This is a genomic window from Phycisphaeraceae bacterium (assembly GCA_019454185.1).
Taxonomy (GTDB): Bacteria; Planctomycetota; Phycisphaerae; order Phycisphaerales; family UBA1924; genus JAHBWV01.
Window position 1 is genome coordinate 496,979 of the sequence record CP075368.1, and the last position, 13,639, is coordinate 510,617.

A 13,639-nucleotide genomic window follows, 5' to 3' on the forward strand; every position below is an offset into this window, starting at 1 on the left:
GCCGGCGGCTTTGTGCCTCGCCGAGTGTCAGTTATCGCTCTGTATGGCTTCGGCCCTGGAGAGCTCTTTGATCCTATCGCCCGCTCGCCGGATTCGATCCTGAGAGGAGTACGCGCGTTGGCGGATCCGCTGCATCTCCCGCGCCTGCTCTGATGCGGAGCCGTCGATCAACCGCTTGAGGAGGCCCCGTGCGCTCGCGAACTGTTCGAGCGACACGTCCGGGCTGGTGAGGGTGCCGCCGACTCTGACGCTGATGAGCTCGTTGCGAATCGCCTCAAAGACAGAGGACACGATCGGCAACTGGCGAGCGCCGCGCGAGACAATCCGCAGGTCCAATTCAGTCATGGGCCACGACATCGTGCCATATCCGAACAGCTCGACCGTTGGCGAGAAAACGGACATCTCTTCAAAGGTCAGGCGTCCCTGCGATAGATGGAATGAAGAGAGCGCGAGATCGAGTCGCTCTCTCGATGGGACCTGCAGGTTTGCGACTTGCAGAATCGGAAGCAGAAGGGGATAGGAAAGCACCTCACCACCGGAGATCGCCATCTCGCCGCGGCCGGTCTGCGACTGCATCTGGCCGAGAACGCCCTCGACCGTGAGCTCTCCGTCGAGCAGGCCGCGAGAGCCATCCGGAGCAACTGGCGGAGTGCCGTTCGATCCTGAGGTGAGATCGGCGAGGACACTTGCAAAGCGTGCACCGGCGATTCGCATCGACGCGAAGTACCTTCGCTGGTCTGGATGCCGTGGGTCCGGACCTATGGTGGCGCGGCCGGAGAAACGCCCGCCGTGAGTCGTACCAGTGATCAGTGGCGCGATGATCGTTGGGTCATCCGCATCGCTCGCGACCCTGAATCTTGCCTCGGTGACAAGGAGATTCGCCACACGCAGACGGCTGGCGATCATCCCCACGTCGAAACTCGCCGAATCCGGCTCGGATCGAGCGGTGAACTCGATGATGCCAGACAGGTCTGTGATCGGCGGCCCGACAAGCATCGATGCACGGTCGACTACGACCGTGCCATGGGCCGCGAAGCGCGATGCGTCGGGCTCGGGAGCAACCTCCGCACGTACTTTCAGCTCGTCGATGCGGATCCCACCCTCAACAGCGAGCTCGGAGTCTCTCGCCAGATCGTGCAGTTGGTTCGGGAGCATGGCGTACAGGTCGGACCCCTTTGCAGTGGTCCAGCCGCTGATGCTGAGGTCGAGAAGTGAATTCGTTTCGTCTCCCAGCGTCCACGAGCCGTTCAGCAGGAGCGAGGTGCCTTCTGCGTTGAGTGTGAGCTGTCTGACCTCGCCGCCGTCTGGTGAGAAGACGAGCGAACCGTCCACGCTGGGGAAGCTCATGCGGTGTCCGTTTCTCGTGATCGAGAAAAAACGCGGGCGGATCGTTCCCCACGCCCCGAGTCGTGCCGTGTCAGAGGGGTTCGGGCGCAGTGCCAGGTCGAGATCAAAGCGGCCGTCGGGCTCGTGCGTCTTGTAGAGGTCATCCACCACAGCACCGAATCTCATCTGAACGAGATCGCGGATCACCTGGTGTCCCAGTGGTGCGTCACTCCATGCGATGTTTAAACTCGTGTGGTGTGAAAGACGAGTGGTGTCTTCCATGTCGAAAGAGAAGGTTCCATCTGCCTCGATTCGCCCTATAGGTTCATCATCGTGATCGACAGCCGCAACGAATCGGTTGAATCGGATAGACATGTCTGCGCGATCGGTATCCGCCGCGGATTCGGCTTGTCGAGATTGCAGCGTCACGCTTCCTTCGGGCACAGAAAGGGTGTTGCGTCCGCCGAACGCATCCAGAGCCAGGTCAACCGGGTCGCTGAGGGTGAGTTCGATGTTCGAGATGCCGCTGTCGCTGCGAACCAGAAGCTTCGCATCGAGGAGCCCTGAGGGGTGATGCGAGTCGCGGAGAGAGGTGAGTCGGCTCGCGATATCGGGGGAGAATGCTCTGATCACATGCTCTATGCGAGCAGATGTGTCGAGATGAGAGATACGCACATCGAGCTCGTACGGACTCGACGGCAGGGTGGGAGTGGATGCAAAGCGAGCGGTTGCACTCCCCGCGGGCCGTTCAAGTTCAGGAGAAGACGTAGGCGAGGAGACGAGATCCGCAGCGAGTGAGGCAACGATAGACGCATCGGTCAGGTGAAGCTCGCCGTTCACTTCTGCCAGTGTGATCGACGAATCCGCTTCGGTGCCTCCCGACGGCGTCGCGTAGAGCGATGATGCGCTCGCTCGGACGTCGTATCCGAGTTCAACCTTACCCGCGGCGTCTGGTGCTGCTTTCGGGGTGATCCGAGCAACAACGTCGATAGTGCCTTCTACGTTGAGGGATCTCAAGGACGCTTCCAGCGTCGGACGGTATGGGCCCCCTCTGGTATCCGTTGTCTTGCGATCGGGAATCGAGTTGATCAGCAGATCATCAATCGGAATGCCCTGGGCCGCTATATCGACCTGCGGAATGAAGCTTTGGATTCCGTCTGGGGTGAAAAGGTCGATGGTGGCGTCAATACGTGCATTACCGCCTCTGAGTGATGTATAGGTGCCGCCCACAAGCGTGGCGGTCTTGTCGTTGATGCGCAGCGCGACATCAGAGCCGACGATTGGCAGCGGAAACGCCTCGGGGAGGACGTGCAGTGTCGCGAAGCGAACATCGACCTGAGTGTTCCAGGGTTTCAACGGTCCGACCGGCCTCGTCACATGAATGTCCACAACAGCACGACCGCCCGGTTCGAGCAGAGGACGTTCGTCAAGCATCTTCTGAAGTGCGGCAAGCCGCGCAGAGGTTGCTTCGGATCGGTCGGGTATCGACGAGAGGGTACGGAGCTCCTCCTGCACACGTGTGGCCTGCTGGGGATCAAGGACCAGACCGGCTTTGACGAGTTCCGCATATCGCTGCTGATTGAAGAGCGCTGTAACGATCTCGCGCCGATCAGGGCCGAGGGCGTTCTCAAGAGTTGTATCCACGGGCACGTTCTCAACATGCACGCGAATATCGACACCTGCTTCCTCGTTGATCGGCGAGATGTAGCCGGTTGCCACCAGCCGCGCGCCACTCGGAGCAACGCCCGCAATCTTCAGAAGCTCGATGTGTTCATCGTCAAATCGGACGGAGCCGCTCATCTGCTCGAACTGGTACGGAAAGTCCACATAGGCCGCGACACCGTCCCTGAAGTCGAGCGTTCCAGAGACACGAATCGGTGAAGCACCTGCAGGTGTCGGAGCATCTCTTGCGATGCGGACGCGCGAGCTGACCGTCGCTGTGGGATTTGAGAAAGAGGCGAGTCTCTCTTGAACGATCAACGGAGCAAACGGAAGCAGGTCCGGACGGTCGGTGACATGGAAGCCATCCGTGGCAAGATCGCAGGTGAACGCCGAGTCCGCGTTTGGTCCTGCGTAGTCGAGTCTGACTGTCCAGGGCAGATCGGCGAGCGTGCCGCGCAGGTCAGCCCGGATCTTCTCACCGCTGACCAGGATGATTCCCGCGACGCCGCTCATGCGAAGCGTGGCAGAGCTGTCCGGATCATCCACAAGGAGCTCTGTGAGGTTCATGGCAATGCCACTCAGCCGGATCTCTGCCTCGACCTTGCCGGTTGCGAATGTGTACTCGAATTTCCGAACCTGGAGTCTGCCCGCCAAGTTGAGGCGTTCGAGTTGAGCACGAACCGCCGAGGGGAGGGTCGACGGCCGCAGAGATGCGAGCGAGAGATTGCCCGGCTCGATCGTGACTGAGTCAGCGTCGATGCGCCCGGTGATGAACTGCCCGGGGATACCGACGATCGGTCCATCCGGAGCCAACTGAGCGACTCGGATCGTTGATGCGTTCGATGGTGATGCGGGATCCGGGATGACCGAGGCGTCGAAGTGGATGACGCTGAGCGGCGAGTAGTCGGCACCTGTATGCTCGCCGATTTCGAGTGCGGCATCATCTATGACGATGGTCGGCAGAGGGCCTGCGGATGTTCCTGCCGGGCGGAATAGCGTCAAGCCCGAAACGTTCAGCGTCTGAGTATCCGCCGACTGTGACAGGCGGATCCGCGGCTCGTGCAGCGTGATGTTTCGGACTCGGCGTGACGTGAGCAATTCCCGCCACTTGAACTCGATCTCGACCTTGGGGACTTCGACAAATGTCGCAGCCGGGCCGCTCACGCCGGGTGCCTTGGCGCGGACGTTCTGAACGGTGAGTGTTCCGCCGGCACGGATCGTCGCGTGCCCGATGTCGACATCGGCGCCTGTCAGATTTGACAGGACCGGCACAACTATCCACGCGGTCAGGGGAGACTGAGTCAGAAGCAGGAAACAGAGCACCGGGAGGGCCACAACCGCAGCGACCACGAGTGAACGTCGCACCCGGCGGCGTCGGCGGGGCTCTTTCGAGGGTGGTGTTGAAGTGCTGTTCGACCCGTGCATCGGCGTGCATGGTAGAGACCGGACGTCCGCCGGGAGTTTGGGGTGGCTAACCTGAGCGCATGGCCAAGTCGCGAGAGGTCTACGTCTGCACTTCATGTGGTGCCGCACATCCCCGCTGGATGGGGAAGTGTTCAGACTGCGGAGCATGGGACTCACTGGAGAAACGGGCGAGGGATGCTGCCAGCGAGAAGGACCCTCAGCGCGGTCTTGTAGAGGCATGGAGCACCGTCGGAGCCGAGCATGTCGCTGACAGCCCCGTTTCGGGCGATCGGGGTGCGGGGGCGGTTCCGATCGCTGAAGCCGGCCGCGGCGCGGAGACTGTGCGTATTTCCAGTGGGATTGGAGAGTTGGATCGGGTGCTCGGTGGAGGGTTGGTCGAGGGGAGCGTCGTGTTACTGGGCGGTGAGCCCGGCATCGGCAAGTCGACCCTGCTTCTGCAGGGCGCGGCCTCCTGGGCAAGCCATGGGGCTCGTGTCCTGTATGTGTCAAGCGAGGAATCCGCGGAGCAGGTTCGTTCAAGAGCCGAGCGTCTGGGTGCTGCGGATGAGAAGGAGCTGTTTGTTCTCGCGGATACCAATCTTGCCCGGATCGTCGAGCAGGCCAGGCGGATCGTGCCCGGCGTGATGGTGATCGATTCAGCCCAGATGATCTACAAGTCTGACATCCCCGCAGGCCCGGGGAGCGTGACCCAGCTGCGTCGGTGTGTCGCGGATCTCGTCTATCTGGCGAAGGCGTCGGGGATTGCGGTTGTGCTTGTCGGACACGTGACCAAGGAGGGGACACTCGCCGGTCCGCGGATCGTCGAGCATCTGGTGGATGTCGTCCTGAACTTCGAGGGAGACCGGTACCACGCGCACCGAATCGTTCGCGCCGTGAAGAACAGGTACGGAACCACGATGGAGCTCGGCATCTTTGAGATGACCGGCACAGGGCTCCGCGAGGCGCCCGAGGGTGCGGGCGTCGCGGCGGTCCAGGGGAACGAAGGGTCGGGTCCACGTCCTGGTAGCGTCGTGTGTCCGATCGTTCAGGGATCTCGTTGTGTCCTCGTTGAGGTGCAGGCGCTCACTGCGACGGGGTTCCTCGGCGCCGCGAAACGCAAGTCGAGCGGGCTCGATTCCAATCGACTCGCGATGCTGATCGCCGTGCTGGAGCAGCACGCCGGCATGCGGCTCGCAGACATGGACGTCTTCGCAAGCAGTGTCGGAGGGCTTCGGGTCGTCGAGCCCGCGAGTGACCTCGCGCTGTTGCTGGCGATCGCGGGCGCGCACCGCAGACGATCGACGCCGCCACGAACTGCGGCGGTCGGTGAGGTCGGTCTCGGGGGCGAAATCCGCCCTGTCACGCAGATCGAGCAACGCGTTCGAGAATCGGCCCGACTCGGGTACACGCGAATTCTTGTTCCTGAGCCGAATCGAGCGCAGGCCACAGCCGCGGGCATCGATGCGATCGGCGTCCGGAACATCGATCAGGCAATCGAGATCCTCGGCTCCTGAACTGGAGCCAGACGATGCCACCGGAGAATGAAAGGCCCCGAGGAACGTGCGTTCCTCGGGGCGTCTTGGAGCAGAGAAATCGTGAGGCGAGAGCTCAGAAGCGGGGCTTCGAGCCGTCACCCTCGTCCATGGGCTCGCCCATGTCGCCCTGCATCTGCTTCTGGATGTCTGCCACGGTGGTGATCACATCCATGGGAACGAACAGCCGCCCAGAGGCAGCGCCGCCGCTCGTAGACATCGACATCCCGACCGGCGGGAGGTTGTCCTTGACCGCGAGGTCCATGGACATGCCCATCATCGCAGCGAAACCCGCGGCGGTCTTGATGATCTCGCCGACACCGAGGTACATCTCGGCGGAACGATCTGAGGGGAGCTGAGAAGCCGTTGCGGCAAGCGTCTTGTCGGTGCCGAGGCCGTTGCCCTCGCTGGCGACCTGAAGAGACTTTTCCATCAGCATGGAGTTCTTGGAGAGTGTCTGCACAACGCCGTTCTTGCTTGGCGCGAGGTAGCCCGAGGGGCCGGCGGTCGGTCCCCAGATCATGAACATTGCCTGCATGCCCTGCTGGGCCATCATCGCGTTGGGATCGTTGGGATCGACGGACATACGCACGGCCCACGAATCCACTGAGGTGCCGCCGATCGTGGTGTCGGCCTGCTTATAGGTTGTCGCCAGCTTCATCCCGTTCGCGCTGGTATTGTTCATCTTGGACATGACGTCCTTCGTCGTGGCGAGGAGGCCCGGGGCGTCGTTGGTCTGGTGGAAAACGACGGAGTTTGCGAAGAGGCCGCCGCCCATTAATGCGGGCGATGTTCCGAGGACGAAGGACATCGCGTTCAGCTTGTCCATCATCTCCGCACCGGGCAGGAAGGACGAACCCTGCGCTTGCATGGCGTTCATCGCGGTGAGCATGCTTTTCATCGCGGGGCTTGAGATGTCAGCGCTCATCGCGAAGAGGTAGGGCACGTTGGGCAGACGCATGAGCGGCTTCATTGAGTCGCCCTTGACCTGGAGCGTCTTGTACGCTTCGGTCCCTTCCTTGAACTGCGCCCCGAAGTCCATGGCAACGCCCGCACCGGAGAGAGTTGTGCCCATGATCGCGAGATCGCCCTGAGACGTCAGGATGTTGGCGATGGTCTCGATCATGGCGGAGGTCTGCTTCATCTGGTCGCCTTGCGGCCCGGCCATCATGGCCACCATCTCCATCTGCTGCTTCATCTGCGCCATGCCCTGATCGATCATGGGCTTGAGCTTGGCGATGTCTGCGTACACCAGAAGGTCGGCGGTTTCTGCGAGGGATGAACCGCTTGAGCCGAGACGCTTCGAGTGTGCTGCTCCCTTTCCGGGCTTGCCGTCGAAGGATGCCAGAAGCTCAGCGGTGGGGGCCATCGCGACATAGCCGCCACCGATATCACGCAGATATGCTGGGTTTCCATCAAAGTCTGCGGTGTATGTGTCGCCGCTCGCGCTGGCACCGATGCCGGTGAAGAACTGCTTGGCGTCTTTGACGGGAATGACGGCCACCATCGGGGGCTGATCTGCGTCAAAGTCGAGTTCGCTGCCGACGAATGCCGCGGCGACTGACCCATCTGCGTTCATGCCGGGTATGGCGAGGATCATGCCGATGGGGCCGCTCGCGAGGGCTTCCTTCAGCGGCGGAAGCCTGTTTCCCATCTGGTCCAGATCGGCCTTGAGCTCGCTGACACTGCGGATTGAGATCACGGCGAGGGCGTCTGTCGGGAGACGATCGATCGCGCCGGGCAATCCGGCGAGTGCCGGGAGCACGACTGTCAGCGGAAGTGCAAAGGATACAAGCGAGCGAGCCAGACGTGAGGTATTGAGAGCCATGAACGTTGCCTCTTGGGTTAGGGGCCGTCACCCTCCGGTGGTGGCGACCCTGTCAATGAGTATGTTCGGAGTGTCCGATTCCCGATCGACCACGCGAACAGCGCACCCCCGGTGCGAGGGTGAGCGGAGTTTATATGGGAATCGGGCAGGGTCGATTTCAGGGGTAGGGTAAACCGTCGAAAAGAAGGCACCCGACGCAGGATGATGCGACGGGTGCGTGTAAAGTGTTGTTCAATCGTGATTTAAGTGGGTAGTCCGTCAGGAGCAGGAGCCGAAGTACTCGAAGAATTCAAGGAAATCGAGGATATCAGTCCACCCATCGTCATTGAAATCGCCGGAGACGCCACTCGATGAGGTGCATGGCGCGGGTGAGCCGGAGCAAGTGCCGAATGCGTCCATGTACTCGAGCAGATCGAGGATATCGATGATCAGGTCTGCGTTGATATCAGGCGAGAGCGGTCCACCTGGATATGAAGCGGGGTTTGCCTCGCTCGTGCAGACATCGATCTCGTTTCGATCAAGCCAGCCATCCATGTCTCGATCAATGCCCATGCGGATCTCGGTTCCCTTCGGAACGACCGTCCATGTGAGTTCGGAGCCGGGGGCTGCCAGCGAGCGGAGTTGCGTGTCTGTGTAGGTCTCGCCGATGCGATCGGAGAGGTAGCGTGCGGCGGCCGGGTCGTACGCGAAGCCGCGCTGCTCGCCGCTCAGCGTTCCCTTGACGATGAGTCCTGTTCGAGAACTGACCGCCTGTTCGAGAAAGACGTTGAGATCCGCGATCTCGGCTGACGTGGCGGTCGCCAGCGAGACCAGGGTCACCTGCTTCCCCACGGCTGCTCTGGCATCCTTCGAGGGAACTCCAGGGGGGATGAGCATGTTGTTCGCAGTCCCCGCCGGCAGGTCGCCACCTGAGAGTGAGAGAAGGAAAGCGACCAGATTCGCGACTTCGGTATCGTTCGCGACATTGAATGCCGGTTCGGAAACGAACCTTGCGAGCGTGTCCACGCTTCCATCGTGAAGCACGCCGAACCCCGAGAGCGAACGGGTGTTTGTCGAATCAAACCCGACCTTGTCGTAGAGGGCGCGGAGCTGCGGCGTCTTGATCGCTCGATTCGTCGAGCCGTCCACGGAAACGAGCTGCTGGTGGCGTTCGCCAAGCGGACCGACCGGGAAGGGCACCCACGAGCCGCCGGAGAATGTTGCATCTGGACCGCCGCCAGTTGGCAGGGCGTGGCATGTGACACATGCGAACGCGCCGCCGTCGAGACGCCGCGTCGTCGACCGATACAGCGTCAGACCGGCTGCGGCATTGCCGTTCGGCAGCGGGGTTCCCGCAGGTGAGAACCTGCCGCCTGAGACGTGCCCGGGGAGGGGTAGGTTTGTCGAGAGAGAGTTATTGAGGTTCCTGAATGGATTCGGCGGAAAGTGGATGCTGGCGAGGAAGTCTTCAAACCGCTGCATCTCGGCTGGTGTGAGCAGGGTGTCGTCACCCAGGAGCCCCACGAAAGCACCGTTGAACGCTTCAATGCCGCGGCGGTCTCCACGCCAGTGGTGCGGTTCGTGCCCGATGATGTCTTGCATCGTCTGGGTCGTCATCGGCCCCTTCATGGGATGGAACGGCGCGAACGGGATCGGCGTTGTGCCGGGCGTGAGCCCCGTGATGCCAGCACCCAGGTTGTTGCCGGTGAGCGGGTCGACCGCGCCAGCCGGATCGCCAAGATCCCAGGCCAAGCGGTCGGTGCGAGCATCCACATGGCAGGACGCGCAGGATGCCTGGCCGAGACCGCTCGTGAGATGGGTGTCGTAAAGGAATGGGCGTCCGAGTCTGATCGCCTCTGGCGTCGGGTCGTAGTAGGAGGCGGTTGCAACCACAGAGTTGCTGGCCAGATCAACCACGGAGACAGAGGCATCGAATCGGTTGAGCACATACAGCGTGTTGTTCGCGGCGGAGACCACAAGACCCGAAGGGCCCTGTCCGACGTTGATCGTGTCCGGGGCACCGATGCGATCGCCCGCCGTGTTGATGATGGTCAGGTTGTTCGAGCCCATCCCCGCGACAAATGCGCGGTCGCCCGCAGGTGTGAAGACAACCGCTCGCGGATCTCCAATCGAGCGATTCCTCTGTGACTGCGGGATGGATGTCACGGCGTATGTCAGGTGCGGATTGAGATCCTTCGCCCAGCCGCCCGTTCCAGCCGAGGGATCGACGGAAGCGACGATCGATCGGATGAACGTTGACTTCACGTTTGGTTCGAAGCGGATCTCGTTTGTCGCATCGGTTCCGACAACGGCGATATGTCCGGTCGCCGGATTCGTCGCGATCGCCATGTTGATGTTCATGAAGTCCGTGATGTAGGAGACCGAGAGCGTGGCTGTATCGATTACGGCGACATCATGGTCGTAGAGACCCCAGCCCACGGGCCTCCCGGACTTGGCGGCGTCTGGTCCTGAAACGAGACTGGTCCAATCGCCCCCGTTGTCGTCCATCCACTGGCCTGTGCTGTTCTGCCGAACGATCATGCCGACACGCGGCGGCGTCGGAAGCCCGGGAGCAAGAGCGGGAGTGAAGGCAATGCCGTCATTCGGGGGAGGATTCACGCCGCCCCATGGACCCGCTGAATCGTTCACGACATTTGGCGGGAATGCGAGAGTCCCGGCGGCTGCGGGATCAATCCCTCCGCCGAGAATGGTCGTACGATTGCCAGACTCGTACGCGGCGACGTACACCTTCGTGCCGTCCGGGCTGGTTGCCATGGCGCGAGGATCCTCCGCGAGCAGCGGGATTCGGATCGGCGCGGCGGCAAGATTGGCAGGATCGAAGACCAGCACGGTATTCGCCTGTGAACATGAGACGAACGCCCGTTCAGGTGTTCCTGCGAATACGACATCGCACGGCTCGTCGTCGGTACGAAGCGTTCTGATGACGCGCATCGCGTTCAGGTCGATCACGCTGACGGTGTCTGAGATGTGATTGACGACCCACGCCTCTGAATTCGATCTGGCTCGGACCGAGACAGGGTCATACCCGACAGGGATCGACCCGATGGGGATCGGAAGCCCCGCAACGATCGAGAATACCTCGAGACGCGCATCGGCAAGGTTCACCGCGAGAAGCCGTGACTGGTCGGGTGTCAGGGTGATTGGGTGTACGGGTGGGGTCTCAAAGTTGACGAAGGTCGGCTGAGCTGATGCTTCGGTAATCGACAGGGTTGCCGCGAGGGCGGCGGCGGTGACAAGATATCGCATGCGCTGAATCTCCAGGTTCTGACTGAACGGCGAAGGACGCCGGCTATTTCAACATAAACCGATCCGAAAAGCGAGACCGATTCGTTTGGGATTTGGTGAGGAGCAGTTTCAGAAAGTCGCAAACGCCGGAGCGATGGGGCCACGCGGGCATAAATCCGACTCGCGGGTACGGAATGGCCGGCCGGGATACCGGACCTGTCGGGCTGGCCTCGCGTAGCACTGTTTGGTCATGTATGCTTATCTGCGCGAACGGCGTTCGCCGCGTCAATGTGGTCGCGTCTTGGGCGACCAAGCTGGCGATCGGCGAGTCGTGTGTCGCGGATGGGCCGACCCCTGACTCGCCCGAGATGGCGGAGCGGTTCATGATCCAGAATGCTCGGGCGAGGGACTGTGTCGTGGTGAATATCTATGTCGGCAATGTTTCGTTCTCGATGACCGAGTCAGAGTTGAGGAGTCTCTTCGAGCCGTACGGACAGGTGATGAGGGCATCGATCGTGATGGACCGCGAGACCGGTCGCTCCCGCGGGTTCGGCTTCGTCGAGATGGCGAACGACGACGAGGCACGGAAGGCGATCGAGGAAGTGAACGGCAAAGACGTGGGAGGCCGCGCATTGAAAGTCAACGAGGCCCGGCCTCGCGAGCAGGGCGGCGGTGGCGGCGGATTCGGTGGGGGTGGCGGACGTCGCGGTGGCGGGGGTGGTGGGTATGGCGGAGGCGGTGGTGGCGGCCGCCGGGGAGGCGGATATGGCGGAGACCGTGGCGGTGATCGTGGAGGAGACCGCTGGTGATCTTGAATTGACAGATCGCTCACGTGCATGACACGGGCCGGCTCCGATAATGGGGTCGGCCCTCTGTGATTATGAGGAGGGCGGTTGGCTCTCTGCGCGATGTGTCACGCTCTCGCACCAAGCTCTCCATGCGGCCCGGATGGCGGACTCAAACCGAGTTGCATATGCCGTCGCATCGCAAAGCGGCGAGGAGAGCATTCGCTCACGGAGCGTGTCGCGCAGTGCTCGAACCCTGGGCCGGTCGGATACGAGTTGCGCTGCGATGTGGTTGTACTCGTCGTTGGTCTCTGCAATCAGTTCTTGCAGCCCGATTGCGGACAAGATCGAAGCGGAAACCCTCTGAACATGTGTCTCACCGCGAAGCGTCACCACGGGAACGCCCATCCAGAGCGACTCGCATGTGGTGGTCGTTCCGTTGTATGGATATGTGTCAAGTGCGACGTCGATATGGCCGTACAGCGCGCGTGCCTCGCTCGGCGTAGCGGTGTTCTGCATGAACTGGAGGCGGTCGGGCTCGATGCCCTCGCGTTTGAATGCTCCCGTGATCGCCGACACAACCGCGGTCAGTCGCATATCCGCCTTGAGCAGCAGTCGGGAGTGGGGAACAGAGCGTAAGAGTGCTGCCCAGCGTGACAGTTGGAGCGGGTTGATCTTGGTGATCGAATTGAATGATCCGAATGTGGGAGGACGAGATGGATCATCGATATCTGGGAGCGGATCTGCGGGGGGCTGGTAGCAAAGAAAGCACGGATCGAGTCGAAGCACTCGATCATGTCGATCGGCCTCGGGCGTATCAGTGATCGAATCGCCGATGCGGGCGTCGATGGCTTTCAGGCGAGTTGATGCCGGATAGCCGATGGCACTCAACTGAACCGGTGCGGGCTTCAGCGCGAATAGGTGGAGCCCGTGGTCCATCGTGTAACCAGAGAGGTCGATTAGCACGTCGACACCCAGTGAGCGAATCTCTCTGGCTACGTCGCTCGGAGGACGCCCTCGACAGGTGTGGAGCCGTGCGAGGGACATGAATCGCTCGGTGGTGGCATCGCGAGACTTCCCCGTCCAGAAGAGCTCGGGTTTCACTCGCGATCGATCGATCCGCTCGAGCAGAGGGAGCAAGAAGTACGAGATGGAATGGCTGTGGAAGTCACCGGAAACAAACCCGACCGTCAGGGGCCGGTCCTGATCTGGCGTATTGAGAAACGAAGCGACTGGAGCAAGTCCTGGTGGTGCAAAGAGTCGTGCCGCTCGATCGTGGAGCTGGCGAATTCTGTCTGGCGACAAACCGGGCACGTAATTCGAGATCGATGCCGCTGCGATCGCGATGTCGGATGCTTGCGGGTGTCTGATCCCCGCCCTCTCGAGAATGGCCAAAGCCTCAGCCGCCCGCCCCGTGCAGAGAAAGAGCACCGCGTACTCGTGCCATAACTCACGCAGATCACTCCGCGAGCTGACCGCGGTTTCCATGATCTTCTCGGCGTCAGAGAGCCGGTCAGCGCGAAGGAAGATGCCTGAGAGCGCGAGCATTGCCGAGGAGTTCAAGGGATCCCGCCGCAATGCCTCTCTGTACGCCTCGATCGCTTCATCGAAGCGTTGCATAGAAACCAGCGAATGAGTAAGCGACTTCAGAATCTGGGCATCACCGGGCGAGGCATCGAGCGCGATGCGCGCATGATGGACGGCTTGGGCGTGGTCTTCCCTCTGCGCCGCGAGCTGAGCCGCGAGAAGATTCGGAGCGTGTGCCTTTGGCTCACGCTGGAGGATGGCTTGCAGGGCGCGTCGAGCTTCGTCGGTCTTGCCGGACGCGAGCAACGCATGAACATCTGTAAGCGTTATGGGTTCCCTTGCCACGGGCC

The 13,639-nt window shown here is 61.6% G+C and carries 6 protein-coding genes; 2 read left to right on the top strand and 4 right to left on the bottom strand.

Annotated features, from left to right (window positions below; genetic code table 11):
* Positions 1-27 precede the first annotated feature (27 nt).
* Positions 28-4,353 (bottom strand): hypothetical protein, encoded by a 4,326-nt coding sequence (locus KF838_02060; GenBank protein QYK48648.1) that lies wholly within the window; start codon positions 4,351-4,353, stop codon positions 28-30.
* 119 nt (positions 4,354-4,472) lie between these two features.
* Between KF838_02060 and radA the strand changes: the two genes are divergently transcribed.
* Complete coding sequence (radA, locus tag KF838_02065; protein QYK48649.1) at positions 4,473-5,906, top strand: DNA repair protein RadA; 1,434 nt, start codon at positions 4,473-4,475, stop codon at positions 5,904-5,906.
* A 94-nt stretch (positions 5,907-6,000) separates the two neighbouring features.
* Here radA and KF838_02070 read toward each other — a convergent pair whose 3' ends face one another.
* Both KF838_02070 and KF838_02075 read right to left on the bottom strand, forming a co-directional pair.
* Positions 6,001-7,752, bottom strand: a complete 1,752-nt coding sequence (locus tag KF838_02070; GenBank protein QYK48650.1) for a hypothetical protein — start codon at positions 7,750-7,752, stop codon at positions 6,001-6,003.
* A 258-nt stretch (positions 7,753-8,010) separates the two neighbouring features.
* Positions 8,011-10,998, bottom strand: coding sequence for a YncE family protein (locus KF838_02075; protein QYK48651.1), 2,988 nt, complete (start codon positions 10,996-10,998; stop codon positions 8,011-8,013).
* Positions 10,999-11,396: 398 nt separating this feature from the next.
* Between KF838_02075 and KF838_02080 the strand changes: the two genes are divergently transcribed.
* A complete protein-coding gene (locus KF838_02080) occupies positions 11,397-11,786 on the top strand; it encodes an RNA-binding protein (GenBank protein QYK49804.1) in 390 nt (129 codons plus the stop codon).
* A gap of 69 nt (positions 11,787-11,855) precedes the next feature.
* Here the strand turns inward: KF838_02080 and KF838_02085 are convergent, their stop codons facing one another.
* Positions 11,856-13,634 carry a tetratricopeptide repeat protein gene (locus KF838_02085; protein ID QYK48652.1) on the bottom strand — a complete coding sequence of 593 codons (1,779 nt, stop codon included), beginning with the start codon at positions 13,632-13,634 and terminating at the stop codon, positions 11,856-11,858.
* Positions 13,635-13,639: the final 5 nt, after the last annotated feature.

What these genes read in the sequence shown, in the direction of transcription:
- radA (QYK48649.1), top strand. Translation starts at nt 4,473, where the DNA reads ATGGCCAAGTCGCGAGAGGTCTACGTCTGCACTTCATGTGGTGCCGCA.
- KF838_02070 (QYK48650.1), bottom strand. Translation starts at nt 7,752, where the DNA reads ATGGCTCTCAATACCTCACGTCTGGCTCGCTCGCTTGTATCCTTTGCA.
- KF838_02075 (QYK48651.1), bottom strand. Translation starts at nt 10,998, where the DNA reads ATGCGATATCTTGTCACCGCCGCCGCCCTCGCGGCAACCCTGTCGATT.